This is a genomic window from Pedobacter frigoris, assembly GCF_005116445.1.
In the GTDB taxonomy this organism is placed as follows: domain Bacteria; phylum Bacteroidota; class Bacteroidia; order Sphingobacteriales; family Sphingobacteriaceae; genus Pedobacter; species Pedobacter frigoris.
Window position 1 is genome coordinate 262306 of the sequence record NZ_SWBQ01000002.1, and the last position, 26163, is coordinate 288468.

Consider the following 26163-nt stretch of genomic DNA (forward strand, 5'->3'; position numbering starts at 1 on the left):
TTTAATTAAAATTTAACATTTATACCCCCGTTGATCACCCTTTGCATTGGGTACAGCGCGCTGTATCCTTCTGGGTCCTGATAATCAAGCATAGAAGACGTTAGTAAATTTTGTCCGTTTACAAAGAACCTGATCATAGACAGTTTAATTTTTGAAGTAAATGCACGTGGAAGGGTATAACCTATCTCCGCATTTTTTAACCTTAAATAATCGGCTCTTTTGATCCAGAATGATGACAATGCCTGGCTATGTGAAGAGTTGCTGATCGACAAACGCGGATATTCTGCAGTATTTGCTGTTTCGGGAGTCCATCTTTCCATATTGATTGGCCATGCCTGTCCTTTTCCGTTATTTGAGAACGCAAAAGCTGTGTTACCAGAAATATTTGCTCTTCTGTTTGCTGCACCTTGAAGCAGCACAGAAACATCAAAGCCTTTCCAGCTTAACCCTAAGTTTGCGCCATAGAAATACAATGGCTTGTTAGACAACAATGAAGTCTGATCCAGGAAATTGATCACGCCATCCTTGTTTAAATCAACATACTTGATATCCCCTGCTCTGGGCACATAACCTTCTGTACTTGCATTTGCAGCAGCTTCTGCATCGGTATTGTAAAAGCCGTCAGCAAGGTAGCCGAAGGTCTGTCCTACACGCTGACCGGTTCTCCACATCCACTCATAGGGTTGATTGACCTCATCAAAGTAAGTCAATTTGCTATTTTGGGTAGAGAAATTACCTGAAATGAAATAGTTGAATTCATTAACCTTTCCCTGGTAAGTCACATCAAGCTCTAGTCCGTAATAGCGGCGCTTTCCAATGTTTTCATTTGGAAAATCATCCCCTAATAAGGCAGAATTCTTACCTCTTACCTGTGCAAGATCATAGTATTTGTTATTGTAGTAATCAAAAGAGACACTGATCTTATTGTCAACCAATGCTGCATCAAAACCTATGTTGAATTTATTTGCTTTTTCCCAGCTGATGTTAGGATTTGCGAGCGAACCCATAGTGATACCTGAAACAGTAGTGGCACCGCTTCCTATCATATAACCACTTCCGCTTCCATAATATTGATTGTAGACATAATAGCCAACATTGTTATTTCCATTATGACCGTAGGTTCCCCTGATCTTGAAGTTGTTAAGCCAAACCTTAGCATTCTCCATGAATCTTTCTTCTGAAAGCACCCAGCCCAGACCTACTGCAGGAAAGAAGCCGTATCTATTTCCCGGCGCATACATGTTGTGTCCGCTGTAGCTTATAGCCAATTCTGCCAGGTATTTATTTTTGTAAGCATAGTTGGCCCTGGTACCGATCAAGTTGTAGTTATAAGGTAAATTGGAAGCCCCGGAAACCACACTTTGTGTATTGGCAATCATAAACAAATTGAGTTCATGGTCATCCCAGGTTTTGTCATACCCTGCCATAAAATCAAAATAGATGTTTCTCGAAATGGTAGAAACAATGGCGGAAGGATTTCCCAGCTGACCATTGCTCGCGTATTGCTGATAAGTAACCGCACTGGTGGTCGGATTTACGATACGCTGATAAGCAGCATAGGTCTTATTACGATTGGTAATTTCCTGCAATGTGGTATTATAAGTACCACTTGCTTTTACCCACAATCCTTTGGTTACTTCATCAAGGCTTTTCCTTAATGAAACATCAAAAGAAAGATCCCTATTGTATCTTTGAGTGTAACCTGAACGTGTGGAAAGTCCCCAAAGGTTATTCTGATAATCAGCTGAAGTACCCAAACTATCTGCCCTTACAAATTCCGGATAGGCATTATTAGGGGTGTTGTACAATGCAGTAAAAATATTATCTGAACTGGTTCCCGGCTCATTACCGCTTTGTACCCTTGCAAAAATACCCAAACCAAGTGTCAGGGATTTGTTCAGATCAGCCTCCACATTAGATCTTATCGCAGCACGCGTAAAGTTGGTATTTGTATTATACGGATTTACAGCATCTGTCTTAAATAGCCCATCATTTGAGAGGTAGTCTACAGAGGTAAAATATCTTGCTGATCTGGTACCGCCAGAAGCATATAGGTTATATCTTGAATAAGCGGAGTTAGGCTCCAGCAACGTATTGAACCAATTTACATTGGGATGCCCAAGCGGATCAGATCCATTTTTATAAGCCTCAATATCTGCATTCGTATACACTGGGGCGGAGCCGTCATTGACCATTGCTTCATTAAATAAAATAGCCCACTGACTGGCCTCTAAAGGTTTTTGAAACCCAATAGGTGTTTGTACACCAGCCTGAGCTTTCAAAGATACTTCCAGCTTACCTATACTACCTTTGCGGGTTTTTACGGATACAATTCCATTTGCACCACGCTGTCCCAGCAAAGCTGTAGACAATCCGTCTTTCAGCACAGTAATGGATTCAATTTCTTCAGGAGCCATAGAGAGGTAGTCTCTAAATACCCCATCAATCATAATAGACGGTGTTGTACCCCTTAATGTTAGTGTAGAAGCGTCAAAAATCGGATTACCCGTACTACCTAAAATGTACAGTCCAGTAAGCCTGCCCGTCATTGCATTACGAAGGTTATTTACCGGCGCTTTTACCAGGTCTACATTCTCTACCTGCGACACTGACTGCAGATTTTTAGACCTGTCTATTGTTCCATAAAGTAAATCGAAGTGATTTTTGATACTTGTTTTCAATACAATATTGCTGACTGCCTTAGCATCAGCCTGTACTTTAACAGTGGTGTATCCATCCAGAGTTACAACAAGTACTTGTCCGGCTGAAGCTTTAATTTCAAAAGCTCCCAGGCGATCGGTAATCGCTGTAACTTCTGTTCCTTCCAATGTAATCAATACGTCAGACAAAGGGCTCCCCTGGGGATCAGCAACCTTTCCTTTAAATTTTATGTTTTGTGACATTGCTGATAAGGGCAGTATCAAAAACAGAAAAAATAGTTTTAGTAAGTAGTTTTTTCTCATATTGTTTTTAGTTGGTTTATTATCCTCGCAAATTCACAGGCAAAATCCCTCCCTGTTGGATTGCAAATCCATTTTAAATTGTATTATAAGAAGGTTTGGTGTTGTTTAAATCCCTGCTATAATTCCCTGTACATATTCAACTTTTTAAGTAGTGTCCAGGGACACTTTTTCATATCCTTTTCTTTAATTGAAGTTTTACCTTCAGTTACATTCAATAATTTATTGCTCCCTATGATATTTCCATTAAATGTGTTCTTCTTCCAGGTTACAGCACCATATTGTTTTTCTGATTTGGTAAAAACCGCTGTTGCGCCCTGCTCAAACCTAAAAATGTTGTTTTCAAAAACGATATTCTTTGGGATGCCATGCTCTATGTCCACCATCTCCATTTTCACGGAATCCTTTGTATTGTTATAAAACACATTTCCTGAAATCATTGTACTATCCGTTACCAATGCAAAATTGAAAAGCCGCCTTCTGTTGTTCCCATCATTAATGCTTAGGTTATCCCTGATGATGCTGTTTTTCGTCATCTTACTTTTAGCATTGATGGCATCAGAAATCACCAGCATAAAACCGCCTTCGTTATCGTGGCTATAGTTATTTTGTATAATGGTATTGTTGCAGTTGCCATCAATATCAAATGACTGACCATCATTAGACCAGTCGTCATTTTGTGTATAGGCTACTTCATTAAACTGGATCAGCGTATTATCGCTGCTGTGCGGCCATATTCCTACTGCATTATCTTTTGCCCTGGTCCTGATATGAAATAACTTATTGTATTCTACTACCGAACCATCAAAAGCCTTCACGACGATCCCGTCACCACCTATGTCTTCTATTGTACATCCCCTGATCACCAGATTTCTATTTGGGAACCAGTTGTTTCGAAAACCAAAAGTGCCGTTTCCCCTGATGCCATTTCTATCCACACGTACCACTTTACAGTTTTCGATCAGTAAACCGTCGATATTACTTGGCTTGGGGCCCTGGCAGTCCCAATAAATGCCGTGCCCTTCTTTACTGCCTTTTTTATTGTCTCCATTGATATCATGAACATATAAATTAGATAGTCTGATGTTGGCAATAGTGCCGATATCCTCTGAAAGTATGCGTACACCGGTAGGGCCTGTTTTTTGCTCCTTAACCGCTGGATCAAGATTAGATATGTCCAAAAATTCCAGTGCGATATGGCTCATGTTCTTTAACAGTACCGCGTCTGTAAATTTTCCTTCGGCAGCAATTACAGGCAGATTACCTTTTCCATAGACACTGAAAATGATAGGATCTGATTTGGAACCTGAACCTTTGGGGGCTAATTGTCCCTGCCATTTTCCTCCTCTTTTAAAAAGTATCTGATCGCCGGGTTTGAAGGTCTGCGCATTTATCTTATCCAATGTTTTCCAAGCCTGCTTTTGAGTAGCGCCATTATTGCTATCACTCCCATTTACATCGTCTATATAGTATTTACTTAGCAGAGACAGCGTGTGCGCATTAGCGCCTTTAGGTACGATGAAAATAGCGGCCAATAAAATGAAATAGTAAAGTTTAGTCATACAAGTTCTCTAAGTTTATATTACTCCCTGGCAATATCCTGTTTGGTTAAAGTAAAATTCCAAAGAATAAAAAAATACAAGGGGTGAAGGATCTGTTTATATGGGGCGAAAATCCTGTTTTCCTATTAAAAATACGAAATCTAAGCTTTACAACATGTTTAATTATTTTTGAAATCGTAAATTTAGCTTCAACCAAATGCATGATTTAAATCTATGTTATAAACAACGTCAGGAAACAGGTGATGATAAAAAGAACCATCTTGATGCTCTCAATTGTGATGCTGCATTTATGCGTTAAAGGACAGGAACTGATCTTTAACCACCTGATGACGGAAAACGGCTTGTCCCAGAATTCCATATTTGCAATTACCCAGGATAACAGGGGATTCATGTGGTATGGATCGAGGTTTGGACTAAACAGATATGACGGTAACCAGTTCAAACTATATAAAAGCAGTACAACCGATTCAAATACCCTGACAGACGACTATGTAACTGCATTGTTTAGTGATAGCCAGGGCACATTATGGGTGGGCACGGCTAATGGGCTCAACAGGTTCAATTCCCGGAAAAATACTTTCGAAAGAATCTACTTAACTCAGGAAAACGGACCAAACAGATACAACGGGATCAAGAACATTTATCAGGATAAAAAAGGACACTTATGGATTGCAACAAATCATGGACTTTACCTGCTGCTGGATCGCAAGACCAATCATTTTATCTCTGCCGGTCGTTTTGGGCTAATACCCCAGATCGCTAAGGGTGAAGTACTAAGCATATATGAGGATGATGAAGGATATTTATGGATTGGAACAAACAACGGCCTCACACGCTTTTTATTCAACAAAAGGATATATGCGGTAAAAACCTTTAACAGCACAAAAACTCCGGGAAGCATTAGTGATAATGCAGTAACAGGGATTATAGAAGATGATCAGAAAAATCTGTGGATAGGCACTGAAAATGGCGGTCTGAATCTGTTCAATAAAAACACAGAAACATTTATCTCCTTTCTACACGACGAGGGCAACGGCAATAGTATTGTACACAATGCAATCAGAAGGATCATCAAGAATAGTTCAGGAGAACTCTGGATAGGTACACAGGAGGGATTGAGCATCTTAAATCCGCTGACCAGGACATTTAGGACCTACCAGCATCGTAAAGCCAATCTAAAGAGCTTAAATCAAAATTCCATATACAGCATATATGAGGATATGAATGGCTCCGTATGGATAGGCACTTATTATGGCGGCGTGAATGTAACGTACGCCTCCCCCACCAATTTTAAAATTTGGCAGTACAACGAAAAGCTACCCGGAATAAACCATAATGTGGTAAGTTCTATTATAGAAGCTGGAAACAATAACCTTTGGATCGGCACAGAAGGCGGCGGACTAAATTACTACAACTGGGCCACCGGAAGATTTACGGCATATAAACACAGAGCTTCCGATCCGCAAAGCCTTGGATCGGACCTGGTAAAAGTGGTTTATAAAGACAAAACCAGCAATATATGGATTGGAACACATGGCGGCGGACTGAACCTCTTCGATCCTGCAACCAACAAATTTAAACGGTTTCTGACCCACAAGTCTGATTTAAATACCACGCGTTCGGAAATTGTAGCGATACTCGAAGACAGTTACGGCACATTTTGGGTGGGCAGCCAGACCGGTCTGAGGATCTTCAACAAAGAACAATCCAATCTTACCACCTTTAATGTTCCGGCAATACTTAAGCCTTTTGAGGACAAAAACATTAAAGTCCTCTTCGAAGATTCAAAGAAAAACATATGGATTGCCGCCACAACTGGGCTATTTGTATACTCAAGAACTTCCAGTAAGATATTGACCTATAAACTCCCAAAAGGAAGTAATAGTGTGAGCAACAACTCCAATTACGTCAATTGTATTCAGGAAGATTCTAAAGGTAATATCTGGATAGGGCTGTACTATGGTGGGTTAACTTGCTACAATCCAGGAAATAAGAAATTTACCGCTACGTATACAACCAAAGATGGATTGTCCAATAATAACGTCCTGGGAATAATCGAAGATACCAAGCAGCAATTGTGGATCAGTACATCAAACGGGCTCAATAAATTTGATCCTGTTCATAATATATTTCAGAACTACACCACCAGTGATGGACTGGCAGGTGATGAGTTTAATTACAACTCGTTCTTCGCAAATAAAAATGGAGAACTGTTTTTTGGTGGTTACAATGGGCTTACGCACTTCTTCCCAAATCAAATTCAGAAGAACAACTACAAAGGCCGGATTCAATTTACAAGGCTCAGCCTGTCTAGCACTCCAGTCAGAATAAACGGCCCGGACAAATTGCTGAAGCAGGACGTGAGCTTTACCAAAAAACTTCAGTTCAGGCATGACCAAAATATATTTACCATCGAATTTGCGTTGCTGGATTTTGTTAAATCAAACAAAAACAAGTATGCCTATAAGCTCGAAGGCATCAACGATCAGTGGGTAGAAACCAATATCCCTTCCGCAGCATATACGAATCTGCCTTCAGGAACCTACAATTTGCTGGTCAAAGGAGCCAATAACGATGGCGTATGGAGTACTCCGGTTAGCCTTCAAATAGAAATACTACCTCCATTTTACAAAACATGGTGGGCATTTTGTCTCTATACAATCATCCTGGGCATCGTACTCTTCTTTATCACCAGATTTTTCTATTTAAGGCAACTGATCACCAAGGACGAGGAACTTCACCAGATCAAGCTGAACTTCTTCACCAATGTGTCACATGAGATCAGAACCCACCTTACGCTCATCATGGCACCAATAGAAAAACTGATAGACGAGAACCAGAATAATGCGACAATAAGTAAACACCTGACCAATGTAAAACACAATGCCGACCGTTTACTGAGACTTGTTAGTGAACTAATGGATTTTAGGAAAGCTGAAACCAAACATCTGAAGCTCCACATTGCAGAGCATGACCTGATTTCATTCCTAAAAGATATTTACAGCTCATTTGAAGAGCTCTCCAATAAAAAGAAAATTAACCTCTCGATCGTATACGAAGAAGATCCAATCCTCTTATACTTTGATAAAGAGCAACTGGAGAAAGTATTTTTCAACCTGATCTCAAATGCCTTTAAATTTACACCTTCCGGGGGTGGCATCACTATTCAGATACACAAAAAAGACGGAAAGGTCTCCATCAATATTGAGGATACCGGTCGCGGGATTGCCACTGAATACCTTGACCAGCTATTTACCAATTTCTTCCAGGTAGACGACCATAACATCCAAAATACGGGATACGGTATCGGACTTGCACTTTCAAAAAACATTGTGGAATTGCATAAGGGCGACATCAACGTAACCAGTATACCGGCAAAAGACAACAGATCCGGCCACACCAGTTTTACGGTAACGCTATTATCAGGCTTCCAGCATTTTAAGAATACTACCTTTCTGCAACCTGTAGCTGTTCAACACCAGCCCGCAACATCGCCTGTCAATCATTTACCTGAAACCTTTCAACCGAAAGAAACCTCGCAGGAAGCAGACAAAAAGCTAACCATACTGATTGTAGAAGATCATTCAGAGCTGAGACAGCTCATCAAAGAATCACTCGAAGACAGTTATAACATCATCATTGCAAAAAATGGTCTTGAGGGCTGGGAAAAAGCAATCGTGGAGATCCCTGACTTGATCATCAGCGATGTAATGATGCCTAAAATGGATGGTTTTATGCTTTGTAGCCAACTAAAGACAGATGATCGGACCAGCCACATCCCTGTAATACTATTGACCGCTAAAAGCTCCGAAAATGACCAGATCAGCGGACTGTCTGGCGGGGCAGACAATTACCTCACCAAACCATTCAGCAATAAGATACTCCAGCTTCATGTAAGAAACCTTTTAATTGGCCGCGAAACGATGCGTAAAAAATTCAGCAGGTCATTTGTACTGGAACCAGCTCAGGTCGTTGTTGACTCTTTAGATGAGAAGTTTCTTTCCAAGCTGATACAAATCATAGAAGAACATATGGACAATGAGCACTTTGGTGTAGATATGCTTTCAGAAAAAATAGGTATGAGCCAGTCTGTCCTTTATAAAAAGATTAAAGCACTTACGGACATGTCTGTAAATGACTTCTCGAAATCCATACGTTTAAAAAGAGCTGCACAACTGCTCAAACAGAAACAGAACACAGTATATGAGATAGGCTATATGGTTGGATTTGCCGACCGAAAGTATTTTAGCCGGGAATTTAAGAAGCAGTTTGGCCTGACGCCAAGCGAGTATATTGAAAAAGTGGATTAGTTATCCAAAAGGACAGCTTCCGCAGCGTTTTCCTCTAAGGTATTTCTCGCAGCACTCTTCTTTCTTCTTATCCTTTTTGTGCTTCTTTGAATCCTTCTTGTGTTTTTTATCCTTTTTATCTTTCTTTTTCTTTGACATAACCCCTCCTCTGACATCAATATACTAAAAAAGGTACATATTGTTTGCATTTGCACCAATATGTACCTTCAAAAATAACCCTGTAATCTCTTAACAGGCCTTATAGAAACTGATTATCCTTCAGCGTACTCGATACCACCGACGTGTTTATCGATCTGCCATCTTCCTGTTCCTTCTTCTCCGATCACATCAAACAATTCCAGTGCACGACGGGCTTTATATTCTTCTTCTCTTTGTTCTCTGAAGAACCAGTTTAAGAATTCAAGTGTCACATAGTCCTGTTCTTTATGGCAACGTGCAGCGATGTTCTTGATAGACTGTGTTACGCTGATTTCCTGATCCAAAGCTTCTTCAAACACTTCACGGAAAGAATTGTATTCAATTTTAATATTCGTGATATCAGGAGATATTGCTGTTCCTCCCATATCCAATACGTATTTATAGAATTTAAGCTGATGTGCTCTTTCCTCTTCTGCCTGCTTGAAAAAATACTCAGATGAAAAATCGTATCCGTTACGATTGCACCATGAAGCCATTGAAAGATATATTGCTGACGAATGAGCTTCTTTTTTTATTTGCTGATTGATAAGCGCCTCTACATCTGATGAGATTAAACACTTAGTCCGAATGATGTCTTTCATATTTGTATCGATTTATTGATATTATGATAACAAAATTAGTGCTATAAATCAACAACAAAGAATAATAAGGCAATATGGAAAGATTCTAATTCTAAGTTAATCAGGCAACTATCCTGTGTAACCTGTCATAGATGATATGATTTAACTCCAGCATGACAAATGTGCCCTGCAGTAATTCCTTAAGACCTATAATCTGTAGTAAAGAAAGGACATAACAGTGATCACATGCGCAGATGAATATAATCTCTAGATCCGGAGTTTTAGTATTGTCTAAAAGAAGGTTTTCGATGTCTATCTGGTAGACAGCCTTTTTTAGCTTCAATAAGTTACGATAATCAAAACGGGCAAGCTTACCTGCAAAATCAATATACCAGCAATTCTCACTGTCAGATTGATAGATAGCACCTTTTGAGGTACTAAATACTTCTTCGAAATGGATGTTTGTCAGTATAGCTGTTTCTTGCATAATTCGCATTCACTATTTGTTGATTGCAAAGATTGGTATTATTTAGAATTAATCCAAATCATATAGAATTATTTTTTTAAGAGGCTGTCCAAAAAGGTACGCTTGCTATTTGACTATGCGTTACGTCATCTTGAATTTATTTCAGGGTCCCGTTTAAGCGAGGTTTTAATAACATGGCCGGGATCCTGAAATAAAATGCGTAGCATTCTTGAAGACAAAAATCAATTAATACTACTGAAAAATTCAGGATGACGAACGTAACTTTTTGGACAGCCCCTTAAATATAAATCTCAAAGGCATTCCAGTTCTATTACAGGTATCCTTGATATTATTCCAAAATCAATTCAATAACTGGAACTTCCACATTAGGTTTCTGAACAGGAAGGTTCAGTATGACATCCCCTTCTTTCGTCGTTTCAGTAGTATGGCCACCTCCCTTAGTTGGCGAATAAAACTTAATTTCTGATCCGTCATTTAGCAATTGGGCATATTTAAACTTACCCTTATAACCTTCAAGGTGAAGTGATTTGAATGGCCATTGCATTAAATGGATGTATAATCTTTTACGTTCAGGATTGTAAGTTAGGAAACAATTTTGAGGCACTTTAAATGTCTCCGGAGCTTGCGTACAACCATAAATAGCCCTGCTATGCTGCTTCATCCATGCACCCATGCCTTCCAGCCTTTCATTTGCCCTTTCGTCAAATTCACCCCTTGCTGTTGGGCCGACATTCAGTAAAAGATTTCCTCCTTTACTAACAGTTTCAATCAACATTGCGATCAACTGCGGAACACTTTTCCATGAGTTCTCGTCACGGTGATACCCCCATGAACCAGAAAAGGTCTGGCAGGTTTCCCATGGCACTTTTTGTCCGTTGACGGTTACCCATTCGCGCGGCATAAACTGTTCCGGAGTTTTGATGTCCCAGCCCCAATCGGTATCGTTTAAATCCAAACGGTCGTTTACGATGATGTTTGGTTGCAGTTTGCGGATCAACTTCAAAAGACCTTCTGAATCCCATTCATTGTGTCCCTTTCCGTTATAAGAAAAATCGGTAAAAAGTATATCGATCTGTCCGAACTGAGTCAGTAACTCAGTGACCTGGTTTTTCATGTAGGTCTGGTACTTTTTCATATCCCTTGTTTCATTGAGCTTAGCACGCTCTTCCTTATTCGTCGGGACAGGTGGATGACTGCCATCAAAAGTAAAATCAGGGTGGTGCCAGTCGATCAGAGAGTAATAAAAACCTACCTTGATACCTTCTGCCCTAAAAGCTTCTACCATTGGCTTTATCAGATCTTTGCCGATAGGTGTTTTTGTTGCCTTGTAATCCGAATACTTGGTATCCCATAAACTAAATCCTTCATGGTGTTTGGTGGTGATCACAAAGTATTTCATTCCCGCTTTTTTTGCCATGGCAGCCCACTGCTTAGGATTATACAAATCCGGTTCAAAAAGGTTGAAGTACTTCTGGTATTCCTGGTCAGGAATTTTTTCATTAAACTTCACCCATTCATGACGTGCAGGAACTGCATATAAACCCCAATGGATAAACATCCCAAACCGGGCGTCTGTCCACCATTTCATTCTTTTCTCTTTTTGTTCTTTGGTTTCTGTCGCCCATGCCGGTCGGGTTTGTCCGGAAGAGATAAAAGGCTTCAATAATACCAGCAAAGCCAACACGGCTACGAGTTTTAGGATTTTCATCAAAATTAGTTATAAGGTTCTTTATTTGGTGTTTGTTATCCAAAGAAAGGGAATTCCAGATAAAAAAATTTTGCTTAATTGCCTAAATATTAAGTGATTTTGACAATCAGGATTATTAATTTTTCATTTTCGTTAACCGTGCCAGATCCAGGATCTCAATTTGACTACCCTTTTTTTCTATCAGGCCTTCTTCTTTAAAGTCTGTCAGGGTTCTGCTTACGGTTTCTGAAGCCATTCCCGCCATGGCTGCCAGTTCATCCCTTGTTGCTTTAAACTGCAACTCGTCATTCGACAGTTTATTCAATTTGACCAGCACCTGTGCCAGACGCTTGCGAACAGAATGATAAGCCAGTTCCAGTAACTGTTCTTCTTTTTCTCTCACATCATTGGAGAGGATTTTGATAAATTGCCGACTGACATCAGGATATTTATTAAGTAAATCAACAACGGCGTCTTTAGGCAAAAGACATATTGCGGAATCCTCAAGGGCTTCTGCCATTTCAGTAAAATTTTCATTCAGCAGCAGCGCATTTATACCAAAATAATCATTGGGTTTGTATAAGCCGGTCATCAGTTGCCTGCCATCTTCGGAAAATTTTATGGTTTTAATAGTACCTTCCAACAATAAATAGAGGCCTTGCGGCTGATCTCCTTCATAATAAAGAACCTGCTTTTTCTTTACATGCCTGACTTTGCGTCCGGCAATTAAATCATTTAATTCTTTTAGTCCGCTTTCATTTCCTACCGCGAGCCTTTGAAGACTTTTGAGCGACTGATTGGAATACCCTTCTACCCGTTGTTTTTTGATCAGCCTACTTTCAACCGCGTTTAGCAGTTCCAGATCATCAAAAGGCTTAGTGAGATAGTCGTCTGCGCCCATTTCCATTCCTTTTCTAAAATCAATGCGCTCCGCTTTGGCGGTAAGGAAAATAAAGGGAATATCTGCCGTATCCGGATTTTTGCTCAAAAGATACAAAACACCATAACCATCGAGTTCAGGCATCATGATGTCACAAAGTATCAGATCTGGTTTGGTATGGTTTGTAATTTCCACGCCTTTCTTTCCATTATCGGCCTGTAACACTTCATATCCGGCGAGCTCCAGTATTTCTGCTGTACTTTCACGGATGTCGATATTGTCCTCAATAATTAGAATGGTCTCCATATAAAATCTGACTAGGGTGAAAAAGCGTGAATATTATAGTTTGAAAGTTAAATATAATATTGATCACAAATATCAAAAGTTAACAATGAATTAAAGTGACCATGATCACTTTTTATTTTGATCATGGTCAGAACGAATGAACCACCTATTAAAGCGCTAGAGAAAAACCATTATCATTCTGGTTCTATAAAATTCAGATCCCTGTTGTGCGTTTCCGAGACTGTCATGACACAATAAAAACCTACTACAAACAGATCAAGCCAACTATGCCAGCAGCATTCAATTCAAAAACAACGGGTTCAGCACTGTGGGTTAGATGCAGGGTCTTTTTATCAAATCCCTTGATCAGGAAAGATACCGCTCATGTTTATCTCCAAACCAAGGGCTGGTCAGTTATAGGCTCTAACATGTACGACACAACCAGGGTTTATCCGGTTTCAGCTCCATCAAATATTGGTTCGCAGGAAACCCTGTCCGCCTCCGCAGGCGATATGTTCCGTGCGGGTGTGGATACATTAAAGACTTTCTTTGTTGCATATTCGAATGTAAAACCCACCAATATCAGCGCAGACAATTTTGAACTTTCAGTGGAGCTGAAAACCTCCGCAACAGGGCTGGCGTCCGATGCTCACAAGTGGATGTCACACTCTTCGGTGAAGAATACCAACATCATTTCAGTATCATTAAGCCAGAATGTACGGTCTGGACGAGTTACCAGTTCTCGGAAAACGTAAAAGACGGAAGCAAGTATGACCTCAGAGCTTTTGGCCATGATTTTAGTAAAGGCGGCACCTTAAAACTTCATATCAGGAACAAAAAAGTTACACTTTCTATAGACGACAAACAAGCATATAAGACGCACTATAGCAATCCGATAGGTCACGTCATGGGTGTAAAGATATCTTTTGCAGGGATAGGTGAATTCAAAAATTTTCAACTTAAGGACCTGAAAACGGGCGCGCAGTTTTAACGCCACTGGGGTGCCAGTCGTCCTCTTTAAGCACCACCTTGTTAAATAACGTTAATTAAAATGCAACGTTACTTACAAACCCTACATTAGCGGTATCACAAAAACTTGATATGAAATCTCTCCAATTTAACGCAGCGCTTATTGTGCTCTTCTCTTTCCTTTTTCCCTGGAATTTATCGGCACAGGAAGACATAAAACAAATTATCAGCAGTCTTGACAAGGTCATTAAACCCGTAAAAACTTTAAAACCCGACAGCAGCTTCGATGATATCGCTTTTCTAAAAGAAACCATAAAAGACAGGGAAATCATCGCTCTTGGTGAGGCCACCCATGGCACACTTGAAATTTACAATTACAAAGACAGGCTGGTCCGTTTCCTGGTTTCAGAAAGCGGTTACAGGGCGATAGGTTTTGAGGCCGACCATATTGCATTGGAATATATTGATGAATATATAGCAGGAAAAACAGACAGCTTGAAATTTCAATATGGCGCAAACCTGATCAATACCAACCGTCGTATGTTTGAATGGCTCAGGAGCTATAACCTCACAAAAGTTGAGGAAGATAAAGTGCATGTGTATGGCCTGGAGGTCAGGAATTTTGGGAACATTATCAACAGAATATTGCAGGTAATTCCCTCGATTACCGACTCAGACAGACAGTTGCTGGAAAAGATAAAAGGCAAAAGGTATAACGAAATCAAAAAGGACGATATCAATGCACTCAGGGCTTCAATAAATGATATGAAAAAAGTGACAGACAATGGCCTGCATCAGCATTATCTGAATCTTCTTGATCAGTTGATAGATGCATATAAAGAGCAGAAGATTGGAATGAGAGATCAGGTGATGGCCGATAATACCACCTGGATAAAAGATCAGGCAAAAAACAATAAGGTGATCGTATGGGTACACAATGGTCATGTTGCAAAAACGGCGTTATATAAAAACCCTACCATGGGAACCTACCTGGACAAAAAGTACGGTTCAAAATATTTCGTCATTGCTACCGATATCAATTACGGAAAAGTTCATGTAAACATATTTACAGCTAAGAATAAACCATTAGGCGGTTTTCAGCCTCTCTATTACGCTGAGGTCAATTCAGATAAAGCTTATGAATATTATTTTAAGCAATGCCAGTTCAAAAACTTCATTCTTGATGTCGGTTCTGCAAAAAATGATCCTGTGTTAAATTCATTTTTAACCAAACCTAAGGATATGCGGATGATTGGCTCATTGAGTATCCCAGACCGAAAGAACTTATCCATAGCTAAAAACTTCGACATGATCGTATACTTTAACAGCACAAACAGCATGTTTAATTAAGTTATTTCAACAGGCCTTTAACCAAAGTCTTCCATTGAGGATAGGAGAAACCAGCCTTAGCACCCCAGCCCACAAAAGTATTGCGGATATTGTCTATCGTACTTTCCGTATCGGTATTAGGCACCTCATTCCGGCCATGTTCTTCCGCATAGATCGTACGACCGATGCACTTCACCTGGAAAGTAGATGTTGCCTCGTCGGTTAGAAAATGTGCGGTATCTTCACCGCGGGTCAAAGGATTTGCGGACGGTCTTACGGTCATGCTCAATACCTCTGCATCATCCAGCACCTGTGCTTTAATCTCTTCAATAGTTACCCAGTCGTAACCACCGCCGGTTTGAGTACCCGGCCCCGGAATATCAATCCGGATGTGATCACCGCTTGTCGCTTTTCGGTGCACAAGGTTTCCTTCTGCATCTGTAAGAAAAAAGTCTGACATCACTCCGCCAGCAATTTCCGTCCAGCGGTTCACATCAAGCAAGCGTTCCTTTACCGTTTTAAAAAAGTGAACTGCTTCTGCCTCAGAAGCCAGTTCGATCTTTTCTACCGCATTCATTTCTGATCCCGTGTGCTGAGGTGGTACATGTGCCGCTCCAGGTTCAATGTCTTCCTTATTTGTTTGCATGTTTTTTACAGGTTAGGTTTATCTTTTACGAGGTAATAGCGTCAGTAGCAAGACGGTCAGGATCATTAACCGCCGGCATGAGGAAATGTTTTGAAAACGAAATATTTACTATTCTTCAAACCAAAGTGTCGCGATGTTGTTCTTTCGATACATTCACAACTTATGAAAAACGAATTAAGCAATCAAATCATCGACAGCCTGAAAGGCTTAAGCATTAGCCCGAGCGGCAAAGAGAATATAGACCAGGGAGAACGAATTGTTTCGGTGCTGGCCGGAAGCTGGCTACTGTACAAAAGCCTGAAAAGTATCGGCAAACATCCATTTCTAGCACTTCAGGGCGTAGCAGCCGGCGGACTCATGCTCTATCGTGGCGCAACAGGTGTATGCCCGGTTTACCAGCAATTAGGTAAAGATACTACAGATCCCGAGGCCATCAACATTACCGAAGACATCACCGTCAACGTTCCGATAGACAAGGTTTACGCATTCTGGCGGGATCTTTCCAACCTACCAAAATTCATGAAGCACCTGAAAAGTGTCCAGGAACTTAACCGAGACATTTCGGTATGGACGGCCAATACCCCTGGCGGCCTGGTCGACCTGAAATGGAACGCGCAGATCACCCGCGAAGAAGAAGGTAGTTACATTGGCTGGCAGTCGATTGAGGATTCTATGATTGACAATGCCGGCAAAGTGGAATTCAAAGAAACCCTGAGCGGGACTGGTACTGAGCTGCACATCGAGATCGACTATTTCCCTCCTGCCGGTAGTGTTGGAAGAGGCATTACTTCGTTGTTCAACGGTGCGTTTGAACGCATGATCCGTGAAGACATTCAAAACTTCAAGGCACACGCAGAAACTGAGGATTTCAGGGCCTATGCCGGATTAAGCAGTTAAAAGATGAAGGCCAGCACGTAGAACCAGTAGGTATATTATATAATTTAGCCCCGGTTATTTGTATGGTTAAAAATAACCATACAAATAACCCATTTTTCGCACCTCACCTCCCCATTACACTAATACCGTGCCCTCCCCTACATATACACTTGTACTTACCGCATTTCCCACGGCATCCACATACTGCATCCAAATATGCACATAATCCCCCTGATGCTTTTTCGGCATTTTCAGGTTCACTTCCTGAGCCTCACGGACAGTCACATCTTTAAACGTTACAAACGTATTCTTAACCGTAATGTACACAATGAAAGTTGCCCTGTCATCTGACCTTGAAAATGCAGTTTCAGGCCCATTATACCATTTTATATTCAATATACAATCGACTAAACAAAGCAACTCCTTAATCAAGGAAACCAAAACAACAGTTCCGCTTCGGTCATGTGATCACGGAGATTCTGACGCTCCAAGCCTTTCACATCCTTGTGCTTCTTTACGGTCATACCCGTCCATTCCTGATGAATGATATTTGTCAATAAGACAAACTCATCTCCCTTTTGCACACCGTGCTCCTGCCAGTAATCCGTCAATTTGTTACGGGTTTCCTGACCAGACATGCGGTGCTGAATCCACTTTTCGCTTCTACCAGCTTTTTGCCAGTTTTCTCTTGCCCTGTCCAAGCTTTGTTCAGGATCAGATATTTCCTGCATGCGTTCGTAACCAACTTTCGCTAACCACATTTTAAATGGCTCAGCCTTGGGCGATGGTATAGATTGGATTAAACGAAGTAAAGATTGAGTATCAGCGACATCAGTTTCACGCATTTTGCCATCTTCCGCTTTCATTTTCAACTGTACGATTTCTTCGTAAAGTTCACTTCCTTCAGCATGAAGCTTCTTTTTCAAATCACTCCAATACCTTCTGGGCACAGTACTCTCCGTTAAAACCTCAATTACATCGATCACAGAAAAATACCATTTCTGGTCAGTTTCGCTCCATTCAGAGCGGATTCGCTTGCTTTCAAACAGTTTGATATCCATATTATAAAGATTAAGAGCAAAGTTATCCAACTTTTAATCCAGTAAACCACAGATTATCCGGTTAATTACTGATAATCCCCAAGCTATCCTGGGCCCCTAATAACACAACATCCCCCTTTCCTCTCAATTTTTCCCTGTACCAACTATGCCTTTGTAGTATACACCCACTCTTAACTCTTAGTTTAAAAATAAAAAGCCCGGATTTATCCAGGCCTAAACCAACCCAAGCTTGGAACTAAGGTTAAAATTCATAATCTTATCTCACTAACCGAAGATGATAAGTTTCAATCTCCTTAAGTGCTTCCAGAATCCCTGTACGCTGCCTTTGCAACAACTCAATATGATCCGCATGAACCTGATAATCTTCCAATGCTTTATCAAACTTTTCTATAGCAGCCTTTTCACCAGTCTCTATTGCAGCTAAAATTGCCACATCCTCTTTGATGCTCAAAGCTTGTTTGATATCAATCCACGTACGATGTAAAACACCCAGGATACCACCTTCTTCATTATCCGAATTTCCACCATGCTTTGTAATATGATCCTTAAGTTCCATAGCATAACCGGCGCGCTGCGCTGAATATTTTAAAAATAAACCTTTCAGCTCAATGCTATCAGTAGCCTCACTTGCAGATTCATAACCCTCTTTTCCATCATTTACAATATTGACCAACCCTTTCAGGTCGCTAATGATCTCATTATTTGTTTCCATAGGTATATAGATTTTTGTCTATAATGAACAACAAAGGAAAGGGAAAAGTTTATGACAAAATGAAAGTTAACACCAACCAAAAAATTATAAAACAAAACAAAAAGTGCCCTTGTTAAGTTGTAAACAAAAATCACACCTTAAAAAACAAAATTATGGGAAACTTACTTTATACCATCGCAGTCATTCTGGTCATCATCTGGGCCATTAGCTTTTTCGGCGGATTCTATACTGGCGGCATCATTCACGTCCTGATCGTCATTGCCATTATCGCAATCGTTCTTGGCGTAATCCGAAGGGCCGCTTAGTACTCCCTAAAAATTCTCTGCCCATGCCTGTGAATAATCAGGCTGGGTTCAGAGAATTAAAAAGACCAAAAAAAGGAGAATAAACCAGCATGTTAACGAATAAACCGATCACTGTGAAAACTAAAAAAATATTCGAATCAATACTGACACCAGCATCTTCTGGCAGAACAACTGCCATTACACTGCTTATCGGAGGTTTAGCTGTAGGTGCTGCAATAGGTGTTTTGTTCACAACCAAAAAGGGAAAAGAGGTACGACAAAAAATTTGCGACTCTTTCAGTAGTTTATTTGACCATCAGCAAACAAATGAATGTTCAGAACCTGCTTCACATCCAAAAGAAAATCATGCGCGGAAAAGGCCGAAGTCTGACATTAAAAACATCATCCACAATGCACATGCAGCTGCAGCACATACCGAACACAGTCCGGGCTAATAGAGGTAATATTTATGACTCCATCCAGACGAGGATTTTAAGTAAGACTACGACTTGGAGAAAAACAGGATGATTCGACGGCTACTATATCTTCCACAATCAATCCTCTTTATCATTAAAATCTTCCGAAGAACTTCCGGTATGACTCTCATCGTCTCCAGGATTTTCCTCCGGTTTGTCAGAAGAACCTGTAAAAGCATCATCGCTGAGGGAATCATACCCTTGCGTTCCTGTATTGTCTAAACCATCCCTGGGACCTACCGGAGTGGATGGTGTAATTTGTTTCTTAGCCATGTTTATTTTTTAAGGAACTTGGTTCATGCCAGACGTTTTATGCCAGCGTAAGTCCAACACTTTGTTAAACAGAATGTTTCATAAAAGTTATCTTAATATTTTATTAAACAAAAACTTACACCCCAATGTTGAACTGAACATTTACTATTGCGATAAACTAAAGCTTTACCGGACTTCTACTTGAGAACACCTGATGACGATCGAATCCTGTTTAAAGATCTTCAATAACCGTAATTTCAACTTGTCCCAGAATTTGGTATCTATTTCAGCGCACATCACTTCAAACACCAAAAGCTCATCATGCTCAGCTTTCCCCGCATCTGGTTTCCAGAAACCTTTCGCCGGGTTTCTGGAATATTCGGTTAAGCCTCCAAACTTAGCTGTTAGCTCATGTCGAAGTTCAGCATATTTTTTTTCAGGGAACACCTCACCCTTGGCATCACGCAAAGGCAGAAAAATTTCCACCAGCCTGTTCATGGGTAAATCCAGGCGACCTCTTTCAATGAGCTGGAAAGCTTTAGCCGCGCTTAACTTTTCCAGCACACTGAATTTCTTGCCCGCCTGCTCATTGTAACTGGTAAAAAAAGCGATCGCCTGTTCCACGATCGTTTTGGAAAGATCGCGCAGGGAAGTCACATCTGCATAACGCTGGGAAACTTCAGGAACGGCAATTAGCCGGTCGTTGCGCATACGCTCACCATTACGTTCCTGCTGTACAACCTTAAACGCACCTATGATCCTGCAATCCATCACACAACCCGAGAAAGTTGAAACTTCGGAGACTATCAAGACATCAAGCGGATCTCCATCTCCACCGGCTGTTCCGGGAATAAAGCCGAAATCAAACGGAAATACCAGACCCAGTGGCATTACCTTTTTCAGCTTCATCTTTCCCGTCTGCGGATCATAGTCATACTTCTGACCGCTTCCCTTGGGCGTTTCAATGATTACGGTAACTGTATCCATACTATTTCAATGCAGCATTGATCTGGGTTGCCATCTGGTGGTGTTTTTCCAAAACCGGAAGCGTACTGGCAGCAAAATCCTTAATCTCCCCTCTTAAACTACTCGCTGATCTAAACAAGTCAAGAGTTTTGACATGGTCATTCACCATCATATCCATATAATGCTTATCGAACGCTTTTCCGCTTAACTTCTTCATATCATCCATATGCATTTTTACGTCGGCAGGATAGGTCGAGGGCAACAAATGCTCCAGCTTCGCCGCAACCGCTTTCAAATCCGTGCCAGCCTTGGTATGGTCGGCAACCATTTGCGCGGCAAATTTCTTAACCTCTGCATTGGAAGACTTTTCAAGTGCCAGTTTACCCAAATCAACCTCCATCATCCCGCCAACAGCAGCTGTATCCATAAAAGCCGCACCGTCAACATCTACCTTACTCATATGGGTCACATCACTGGGCGCATCTGAACTGTCAGCCCTACGCAAAGAATCGCTACCAACCGGAGCACTATCTAATTGTGCACTGCCACTTCTGTCTGTATGCTGACAGGCCGTAAGCTCCGCAAGAATCATAAGTCCGGCACAAATTTTTAACATACTTTTAGTTTCCATAGTCTTGAGGATTAGATATATAATAGATAAAAGCATTAACCACTGTAGCAGCAAAAAGTTTTAAATCCCTTCCCAAGAAAGTAACGAACAAAAACAAAACAATCCCATGCCACCAATGTTACCATATACATTAGCATTACACTTCAGCTATAGTTCTCAGCAAAAATTATCCTTTTTAAAAAAGTTTAAACAAATTCTTAATGCTGCTGGTTATTTGCTCGCAGTTGATTGTAATGCAGCATTGACATCTAGAGCAATGAAGAATTATTTACTTATAAAAAACTAAAATTATGGCAACTACAACAAAAACCGGCGCTAAGACCGCCACAAAATCAAAAACAGGGAAAATGGAAAATTCAGAATTCCATGAATTCTTTGTGGACGAACTGAAAGATATCTACTGGGCAGAAAAACACCTTTCAAAAGCCCTCCAAAAAATGAAAAAAGCAGCAACCAGTCCGGAACTTGCAGCCGCCTTTGAAAAACATACTAAAGAAACCAATAATCACATCGCAACCCTGGAGCAGGTTTTTCAGCTGCTGGATGAAAAAGCCCAGGCCAAAAAATGCGATGCCATGGAGGGATTGTTAAAAGAAGCTGAAAGTGTCATTGAAGATACCGATGCTGATACCATGATCCGCGACGCAGGACTTATTCTTGCCGCCCAAAAGGTAGAGCACTACGAAATTGCAACCTACGGCACACTAGTCGTGTTTGCCCAAAACATGGGACATAATGATGTAGCTGAACTCTTGCAATTTACCCTGGACAACGAAAAAGCAACGGATGTAGCCCTTACTGAAATCGCGGTCAGCTCAATCAACGAGCAGGCAGCAGCTGAATAACGAATAAGTTCCCCTACCCCTTGGCCGGGCGACAAGGGGTTTTCAACAACAGAAAGTCTTGCATTATGAACAATCGCTGCCTGGGGCGCGAAGAAACTAAGTGGCGGCTGCCTTTCCACCATCATTACAGGAACGTTATTTTGACATGGGATATTTAAAATATGATGCAATTACCGGAGTATTCATCCCCCAGCATTCAAACGAAATTCATCCAGTCGAGCACTTGACATGTGACGATATACCGAAAAACCTGTTGAACGCGGTAGCGGCTCATTTGAACCAACAGCGTTAAGCATACACCTATAACGAAAAACCCGGCCATACTGGACCGGGCTTTTCTCCCTCTCAACAAATCTACCTGTGTGTCCACCCTCAACTCATTTTCACCATTCCATTTCACTCCATCTGTTTAATAAGCGACTGAGAAAGCTAAACAGATTTACAAAAAGCGTATCGTTACAAGTAAATGACAATCCGCTAATAAGCTGATCTTCCAAACCAACTTAAACAATAATCAGCCTGCATTGCGCATGGAATTGAACTTTAATTTGACCAGAAGGATGATCAATCCGTGCAATACGCCTATAAACTGTAGGGAGTTGAAAACAATTTTTTTGATTTACAAGGATTGATTCGTTTAAAACAAAATGATAGCATAACGGTTCACCTATTATATAAGAACATAATGATCATGGTGCCTATTACAATTCAAACAATTTTGGTCTTACCGAATTTCACACTTGCATGAGTACAGTTAAAATATTCAAGAAGTTTAAACAAGAACAAACTTTTATTTGTAATTATCACACAGAAAACTAGAATTAAAGAAAATATCATGGGACAATTAAGTAATCGAACTATCGCTGTTTTATCAGAAAACGGCTTTGAAGAAACCGAATTAACAAGTCCGGTTCAAAGATTAAAAGAAGAAGGAGCAAAGGTGCATATCATCTCTTCAAAATCAGGTAAAATACAAGCTATGAAGGGCGATCATCAGTGGACAATAGAAATAGACGTAGACAAAACCATTACTGAAGCCAATGCTGAGGATTATAATGGGCTCTTAATTCCTGGCGGAGTATTGAATCCCGATTCCTTAAGAAAGAACGAAGATGCAATTGCTTTTGTAAAAGCCTTTTTTGCTTCAGGAAAACCAGTTGCAGCCATTTGTCATGGACCTCAAGTATTAATTACAGCAGAAGTAGTAAAAGATAGAAAGCTAACTTCCACAAAAACGATAAAAATTGACCTGGTTAACGCAGGCGCCGATTGGTATGATCAGGAAGTTGTTGTAGATGAGGGCCTCGTCACCAGTCGGAGTCCGGAAGATCTCCCAGCCTTTAACGATAAAATTGTAGAAGAATTTGCAGAAGGAATTCATGAAGGCCAACATCTTTAATAAATACCATACTCATGACAAATGGCAATGCCAAACTTTACGCCATTCACTTCGAATATTTTCCGGCCAGTACCAAGAATCCAAAAGTCTGTAGGCAGTAATCTAACTTCAAAGCCTTCATCGTTTAAAAATAACTCAAGGACAAATCCAATGTCATAATTGTCTTCAACTACATAAATGCGAGGTTTCGGAGTATTCATAGTTTTCACAAGACCCGGCATTTCTACCGGGTCTTTAAAAACATTCCAATTACTGTTTTCTAATCCTCCTTAGCGTTCTCGCACTGATCTGCAGGTATTCAGCTATTTCGTCATCCATTCTCGCTTTCAGGGGTGGCCACATACAAGGATACAAATTGTAAAATTCCCTTACCCTGTCATCTGCAGCCATATTCAGCAATTTCAGGTGTTGCCCTTCCTTTACCTCATCGTATTGCATCACTACTAGTTGTGCAAATTCCTTCATCCCTTTCCAGGTGTCGTAAATCACTGTCATTTCCTCTATACCGATCTTTGAAACCAAAGTATCATGACCGGCAACGATCGTATACGGCGAGTTCGTCAGCTCCAGGAAACTCAGAAAAGCAACAATCCTGTTTTCCCTGTAGAAACGTTTCACATGCTTCCCTCCGTTTTCATCATGCAGATACACATAAATGTATCCCCTGATAATAAAGTAAGCGAATTTAGGTTTCTCACCCTGTTTCACCAGCACCTCCCCCGAGGCCGGACTATACTCATCCATGTTTTTCAAGAGATAAGGCTCCAGTAATACAGGAAGAGGTTGTTCAGGTTTTATGCTCCTCAGCAAGCGCATTAATCTTTCAAAAGCATTTTTAATAGTTAACATATATGTTTTAAATCGTTAGATGTATAGTTTTAATACGATCCTCCATATATGATTGTCCCCTTTCGTCGTCCTGAACTTGGTTCAGGATCTCTCCATTTTAATTTGTCATTTCATAATTTCTCCATGTTTAAAGTTCAGTTCAGGATTTCTTTTTTATACTCTAAATCCAGAAAGAGTTATTAATTATCAATTTTTTGATTAAGATTAGCCCAGCAACGGCTCCGCTCTCTAAAAGAGCCGCCGCTGGAACTAACCATTGGCGCACGCCCTGAGCGCCATTTTTGTCATCCAGAACGTATGTGAAGGATCTAAACCTTCCCTCCCATTCCTTGATCATCTTTTCTCTCTTCAACAAATGCTCAGTCTGAATCTCCCTTACCCCATCCAACAACGCATTTTCGTCTTTCAGCTTTTCCCTTTCCCACTTCTGAAACTCCAGTTCCAATATTACTGTTTCGTATAAAGCTTTATAATCCTGGCCCATAGCACCTCCTTTGTCATCCAGCATAGCGAAGGATCTAAACCATCAACAAAGGCTGCGACTCATATCAGGCACATCAGCACCTAATAGCATCATTACAAAAATTATTGAATTGAGAAACCTATCAGATTTATGATCTGGCAAATTTGATTAAAGGTTCAAAATTTCCTTTATCAGCATTACGCAAAGCAGCAATATATTTCGTCCGCATATCACTTCCTTGTGTTAAGCCGTGACCTCCCCATGTAAACGCATCAAGTTCAAATATTTTATTCACTACCACATCAGCAATGAGCCTTGAATGCCGTCCATTACCATTTTCAAAGCAATGAATAGATACAATACGATGTTTAAATCGAATCGCAATTTCGTTTGGATGATAAGTCATATGTTCTACCCAATATTTACAATCATCAAGCAACGCACGTAAATCAGCACTTATTAGATAAGACTTTACACCAATATTCTTTTCCGATTTCCGAAATGAACCTGCCCAACGCCAAACACCAGAGAGCATTTTCACATGAAGTGTAAGTATAAACTGCTCGCTCAGAATCTCCAATGCTGTAAACCTTTTCCTCCGTTGTCTTAACCAGAGCATAGCTTCTTCAATATTACGTTGCTCTGCCTCGTCCAATTCTCCTCTTGTTGTAATAAATGGGATTAGGAGACCATCCTTTTCTTCTTCATCAAGTGGAGTTTGCCCATCAATATAATCGATCTCTAGTCCCATAAGCTTTTTGGAATTTCTCTTTTAAGGTCTTGAGTCATCTCTTCAACAGCCTGGGTTAAACGTTCATTGGTGTTAGCCTGATCTTCGAGTGACATCGTAACCGAGGTGCGTTTTACAATTTCAATTGCTATTTTCCGCGCACGATTTTCAATCATAGTTTCCAATGACCCTTCCATTGGAACAAACCCATAAACAAGCTTCATATTAATAGCCTCTCCAGCTTCCCTTAAAGATTTAAGACTTATAGAACCTTCTGATTCCCGTCTTTCTAAATCTTTCACACCTTGTGGAGATATTGACAAATACTGCCCAAATTGCCTTAAGGACATATTCAAAGCCTTACGCACACTGTTAATCCATCCAGATGAAGGAACTGATAATACTGATAATGAGCCGTACAATCGCAGTTTTTTATCCAGCTGTCTGATCATCATTAGTTTACTGTTTTTAAGTTTCATAAACAGATATTTTTAATTTACTAATATAAATCTAAAACTTTAAAAAAAGTGATATATTTAAAGTAATACGCTTATTATATGTAAAAAAATTAAAGCTACAGCATTAATTAAACAGCAAAAACTTCTCAATTCAATATTTTCAAAGAAAAGCTATTCCCCTTGTATTTTTCAATCGCATTTGTAATGAAATGATCGTACCGAAGGTTATTGTTGATGACTTTGAAGGTGTGCTTGTTGCAGTAGCAACATCTGATTAAACGTGGAAAG

Annotated in this window: 27 protein-coding genes; 8 read left to right on the top strand and 19 right to left on the bottom strand. The window is 40.3% G+C overall.

What is annotated here, in order from left to right:
* Positions 1 to 5 precede the first annotated feature (5 nt).
* Together FA047_RS07535 and FA047_RS07540 are read right to left on the bottom strand one after the other, a co-directional pair.
* On the bottom strand, positions 6 to 2903 hold the full coding sequence (locus FA047_RS07535) for a SusC/RagA family TonB-linked outer membrane protein (RefSeq protein ID WP_169304352.1): 2898 nt from the start codon (positions 2901 to 2903) through the stop codon (positions 6 to 8).
* 176 nt (positions 2904 to 3079) lie between these two features.
* Positions 3080 to 4522 (bottom strand): right-handed parallel beta-helix repeat-containing protein, encoded by a 1443-nt coding sequence (locus FA047_RS07540; RefSeq protein ID WP_136835372.1) that lies wholly within the window; start codon positions 4520 to 4522, stop codon positions 3080 to 3082.
* A gap of 242 nt (positions 4523 to 4764) precedes the next feature.
* On the opposite strand from FA047_RS07540, the gene FA047_RS07545 reads away from it, so the two are divergent.
* Complete coding sequence (locus tag FA047_RS07545; protein WP_136835373.1) at positions 4765 to 8832, top strand: hybrid sensor histidine kinase/response regulator transcription factor; 4068 nt, start codon at positions 4765 to 4767, stop codon at positions 8830 to 8832.
* Here the strand turns inward: FA047_RS07545 and FA047_RS20450 are convergent, their stop codons facing one another.
* The 5 genes from FA047_RS20450 to FA047_RS07565 all read right to left on the bottom strand — a co-directional run bounded on the left by FA047_RS20450 (position 8833) and on the right by FA047_RS07565 (position 12950).
* Complete coding sequence (locus FA047_RS20450) at positions 8833 to 8970, bottom strand: hypothetical protein (protein ID WP_169304353.1); 138 nt, start codon at positions 8968 to 8970, stop codon at positions 8833 to 8835. It abuts the gene before it with no gap.
* A gap of 113 nt (positions 8971 to 9083) precedes the next feature.
* On the bottom strand, positions 9084 to 9611 hold the full coding sequence (locus tag FA047_RS07550) for a ferritin (RefSeq protein WP_136835374.1): 528 nt from the start codon (positions 9609 to 9611) through the stop codon (positions 9084 to 9086).
* A 100-nt stretch (positions 9612 to 9711) separates the two neighbouring features.
* The gene (locus tag FA047_RS07555) at positions 9712 to 10077 is read right to left on the bottom strand and encodes a hypothetical protein (protein WP_136835375.1); all 366 of its coding nucleotides are present in this window, start codon (positions 10075 to 10077) and stop codon (positions 9712 to 9714) included.
* 328 nt (positions 10078 to 10405) lie between these two features.
* A complete protein-coding gene (locus FA047_RS07560) occupies positions 10406 to 11785 on the bottom strand; it encodes an alpha-L-fucosidase (protein WP_136835376.1) in 1380 nt (459 codons plus the stop codon).
* 115 nt (positions 11786 to 11900) lie between these two features.
* On the bottom strand, positions 11901 to 12950 hold the full coding sequence (locus FA047_RS07565; RefSeq protein WP_136835377.1) for a response regulator: 1050 nt from the start codon (positions 12948 to 12950) through the stop codon (positions 11901 to 11903).
* 634 nt (positions 12951 to 13584) lie between these two features.
* Between FA047_RS07565 and FA047_RS07570 the strand changes: the two genes are divergently transcribed.
* The gene (locus FA047_RS07570) at positions 13585 to 13920 is read left to right on the top strand and encodes a hypothetical protein (RefSeq protein WP_136835378.1); all 336 of its coding nucleotides are present in this window, start codon (positions 13585 to 13587) and stop codon (positions 13918 to 13920) included.
* Between the two features lie 110 nt (positions 13921 to 14030).
* Positions 14031 to 15248: an erythromycin esterase family protein gene (locus FA047_RS07575; RefSeq protein WP_136835379.1), complete on the top strand. Its 1218-nt coding sequence runs from the start codon at positions 14031 to 14033 to the stop codon at positions 15246 to 15248.
* A gap of 1 nt (position 15249) precedes the next feature.
* Here FA047_RS07575 and FA047_RS07580 read toward each other — a convergent pair whose 3' ends face one another.
* Positions 15250 to 15873 carry a hypothetical protein gene (locus FA047_RS07580; RefSeq protein WP_136835380.1) on the bottom strand — a complete coding sequence of 208 codons (624 nt, stop codon included), beginning with the start codon at positions 15871 to 15873 and terminating at the stop codon, positions 15250 to 15252.
* A 162-nt stretch (positions 15874 to 16035) separates the two neighbouring features.
* Between FA047_RS07580 and FA047_RS07585 the strand changes: the two genes are divergently transcribed.
* The gene (locus FA047_RS07585; protein ID WP_136835381.1) at positions 16036 to 16770 is read left to right on the top strand and encodes an SRPBCC family protein; all 735 of its coding nucleotides are present in this window, start codon (positions 16036 to 16038) and stop codon (positions 16768 to 16770) included.
* Between the two features lie 114 nt (positions 16771 to 16884).
* Here the strand turns inward: FA047_RS07585 and FA047_RS07590 are convergent, their stop codons facing one another.
* The 3 genes from FA047_RS07590 to FA047_RS07600 form a co-directional block, all read right to left on the bottom strand.
* The gene (locus tag FA047_RS07590) at positions 16885 to 17145 is read right to left on the bottom strand and encodes a DUF6266 family protein (protein ID WP_136835382.1); all 261 of its coding nucleotides are present in this window, start codon (positions 17143 to 17145) and stop codon (positions 16885 to 16887) included.
* 32 nt (positions 17146 to 17177) lie between these two features.
* Positions 17178 to 17810 (bottom strand): BRO-N domain-containing protein, encoded by a 633-nt coding sequence (locus tag FA047_RS07595; protein ID WP_136835383.1) that lies wholly within the window; start codon positions 17808 to 17810, stop codon positions 17178 to 17180.
* Positions 17811 to 18066: 256 nt separating this feature from the next.
* Positions 18067 to 18522, bottom strand: coding sequence for a ferritin-like domain-containing protein (locus FA047_RS07600; protein ID WP_136835384.1), 456 nt, complete (start codon positions 18520 to 18522; stop codon positions 18067 to 18069).
* Positions 18523 to 18674: 152 nt separating this feature from the next.
* Here FA047_RS07600 and FA047_RS07605 point away from each other — a divergent pair, with 152 nt between their 5' ends.
* On the top strand, positions 18675 to 18827 hold the full coding sequence (locus FA047_RS07605; protein ID WP_136835385.1) for a lmo0937 family membrane protein: 153 nt from the start codon (positions 18675 to 18677) through the stop codon (positions 18825 to 18827).
* Between the two features lie 113 nt (positions 18828 to 18940).
* The gene (locus FA047_RS07610; RefSeq protein ID WP_169304354.1) at positions 18941 to 19261 is read left to right on the top strand and encodes a YtxH domain-containing protein; all 321 of its coding nucleotides are present in this window, start codon (positions 18941 to 18943) and stop codon (positions 19259 to 19261) included.
* Positions 19262 to 19360: 99 nt separating this feature from the next.
* On the opposite strand, the gene FA047_RS07615 is transcribed toward FA047_RS07610, so the two are convergent.
* The 3 genes from FA047_RS07615 to FA047_RS07625 form a co-directional block, all read right to left on the bottom strand.
* The gene (locus FA047_RS07615; protein WP_136835387.1) at positions 19361 to 19555 is read right to left on the bottom strand and encodes a hypothetical protein; all 195 of its coding nucleotides are present in this window, start codon (positions 19553 to 19555) and stop codon (positions 19361 to 19363) included.
* Positions 19556 to 19720: 165 nt separating this feature from the next.
* Positions 19721 to 20521 carry an inorganic diphosphatase gene (locus FA047_RS07620; protein WP_136835388.1) on the bottom strand — a complete coding sequence of 267 codons (801 nt, stop codon included), beginning with the start codon at positions 20519 to 20521 and terminating at the stop codon, positions 19721 to 19723.
* A 1-nt stretch (position 20522) separates the two neighbouring features.
* Positions 20523 to 21131, bottom strand: a complete 609-nt coding sequence (locus FA047_RS07625; protein ID WP_169304355.1) for a DUF4142 domain-containing protein — start codon at positions 21129 to 21131, stop codon at positions 20523 to 20525.
* A 290-nt stretch (positions 21132 to 21421) separates the two neighbouring features.
* On the opposite strand from FA047_RS07625, the gene FA047_RS07630 reads away from it, so the two are divergent.
* On the top strand, positions 21422 to 21976 hold the full coding sequence (locus FA047_RS07630; RefSeq protein ID WP_136835390.1) for a YciE/YciF ferroxidase family protein: 555 nt from the start codon (positions 21422 to 21424) through the stop codon (positions 21974 to 21976).
* Between the two features lie 835 nt (positions 21977 to 22811).
* Positions 22812 to 23375, top strand: a complete 564-nt coding sequence (locus FA047_RS07635) for a type 1 glutamine amidotransferase domain-containing protein (RefSeq protein WP_136835391.1) — start codon at positions 22812 to 22814, stop codon at positions 23373 to 23375.
* Here the strand turns inward: FA047_RS07635 and FA047_RS07640 are convergent.
* The 5 genes from FA047_RS07640 to FA047_RS07660 form a co-directional block, all read right to left on the bottom strand.
* Positions 23372 to 23575: a response regulator gene (locus FA047_RS07640; protein WP_136835392.1), complete on the bottom strand. Its 204-nt coding sequence runs from the start codon at positions 23573 to 23575 to the stop codon at positions 23372 to 23374. The two genes, FA047_RS07635 and FA047_RS07640, sit on opposite strands and share 4 nt — an antisense overlap.
* 49 nt (positions 23576 to 23624) lie before the next feature.
* The gene (locus FA047_RS07645) at positions 23625 to 24224 is read right to left on the bottom strand and encodes a Crp/Fnr family transcriptional regulator (RefSeq protein ID WP_136835393.1); all 600 of its coding nucleotides are present in this window, start codon (positions 24222 to 24224) and stop codon (positions 23625 to 23627) included.
* A 160-nt stretch (positions 24225 to 24384) separates the two neighbouring features.
* Entirely contained in the window at positions 24385 to 24732 is a 348-nt protein-coding gene (locus tag FA047_RS07650) for a hypothetical protein (protein WP_136835394.1), read from the bottom strand.
* Between the two features lie 103 nt (positions 24733 to 24835).
* Entirely contained in the window at positions 24836 to 25438 is a 603-nt protein-coding gene (locus FA047_RS07655) for a mobile mystery protein B (RefSeq protein WP_136835395.1), read from the bottom strand.
* A complete protein-coding gene (locus FA047_RS07660) occupies positions 25429 to 25896 on the bottom strand; it encodes a mobile mystery protein A (protein ID WP_136835396.1) in 468 nt (155 codons plus the stop codon). The genes FA047_RS07655 and FA047_RS07660 overlap by 10 nt, the downstream gene beginning before the upstream one ends.
* Positions 25897 to 26163: the final 267 nt, after the last annotated feature.

Coding starts and splice junctions, on each gene's coding strand:
- FA047_RS07535 (WP_169304352.1), bottom strand. CDS start 2,903: ATGTCACAAAACATAAAATTTAAAGGAAAGGTTGCTGATCCCCAGGGG.
- FA047_RS07540 (WP_136835372.1), bottom strand. CDS start 4,522: ATGACTAAACTTTACTATTTCATTTTATTGGCCGCTATTTTCATCGTA.
- FA047_RS07545 (WP_136835373.1), top strand. CDS start 4,765: ATGATAAAAAGAACCATCTTGATGCTCTCAATTGTGATGCTGCATTTA.
- FA047_RS20450 (WP_169304353.1), bottom strand. CDS start 8,970: ATGTCAAAGAAAAAGAAAGATAAAAAGGATAAAAAACACAAGAAGGAT.
- FA047_RS07550 (WP_136835374.1), bottom strand. CDS start 9,611: ATGAAAGACATCATTCGGACTAAGTGTTTAATCTCATCAGATGTAGAG.
- FA047_RS07555 (WP_136835375.1), bottom strand. CDS start 10,077: ATGCAAGAAACAGCTATACTGACAAACATCCATTTCGAAGAAGTATTT.
- FA047_RS07560 (WP_136835376.1), bottom strand. CDS start 11,785: ATGAAAATCCTAAAACTCGTAGCCGTGTTGGCTTTGCTGGTATTATTG.
- FA047_RS07565 (WP_136835377.1), bottom strand. CDS start 12,950: ATGGAGACCATTCTAATTATTGAGGACAATATCGACATCCGTGAAAGT.
- FA047_RS07575 (WP_136835379.1), top strand. CDS start 14,031: ATGAAATCTCTCCAATTTAACGCAGCGCTTATTGTGCTCTTCTCTTTC.
- FA047_RS07580 (WP_136835380.1), bottom strand. CDS start 15,873: ATGCAAACAAATAAGGAAGACATTGAACCTGGAGCGGCACATGTACCA.
- FA047_RS07585 (WP_136835381.1), top strand. CDS start 16,036: ATGAAAAACGAATTAAGCAATCAAATCATCGACAGCCTGAAAGGCTTA.
- FA047_RS07595 (WP_136835383.1), bottom strand. CDS start 17,810: ATGGATATCAAACTGTTTGAAAGCAAGCGAATCCGCTCTGAATGGAGC.
- FA047_RS07600 (WP_136835384.1), bottom strand. CDS start 18,522: ATGGAAACAAATAATGAGATCATTAGCGACCTGAAAGGGTTGGTCAAT.
- FA047_RS07605 (WP_136835385.1), top strand. CDS start 18,675: ATGGGAAACTTACTTTATACCATCGCAGTCATTCTGGTCATCATCTGG.
- FA047_RS07615 (WP_136835387.1), bottom strand. CDS start 19,555: ATGGCTAAGAAACAAATTACACCATCCACTCCGGTAGGTCCCAGGGAT.
- FA047_RS07620 (WP_136835388.1), bottom strand. CDS start 20,521: ATGGATACAGTTACCGTAATCATTGAAACGCCCAAGGGAAGCGGTCAG.
- FA047_RS07625 (WP_169304355.1), bottom strand. CDS start 21,131: ATGGAAACTAAAAGTATGTTAAAAATTTGTGCCGGACTTATGATTCTT.
- FA047_RS07630 (WP_136835390.1), top strand. CDS start 21,422: ATGGCAACTACAACAAAAACCGGCGCTAAGACCGCCACAAAATCAAAA.
- FA047_RS07635 (WP_136835391.1), top strand. CDS start 22,812: ATGGGACAATTAAGTAATCGAACTATCGCTGTTTTATCAGAAAACGGC.
- FA047_RS07640 (WP_136835392.1), bottom strand. CDS start 23,575: ATGAATACTCCGAAACCTCGCATTTATGTAGTTGAAGACAATTATGAC.
- FA047_RS07645 (WP_136835393.1), bottom strand. CDS start 24,224: ATGTTAACTATTAAAAATGCTTTTGAAAGATTAATGCGCTTGCTGAGG.
- FA047_RS07650 (WP_136835394.1), bottom strand. CDS start 24,732: ATGCTGGATGACAAAGGAGGTGCTATGGGCCAGGATTATAAAGCTTTA.
- FA047_RS07655 (WP_136835395.1), bottom strand. CDS start 25,438: ATGGGACTAGAGATCGATTATATTGATGGGCAAACTCCACTTGATGAA.
- FA047_RS07660 (WP_136835396.1), bottom strand. CDS start 25,896: ATGAAACTTAAAAACAGTAAACTAATGATGATCAGACAGCTGGATAAA.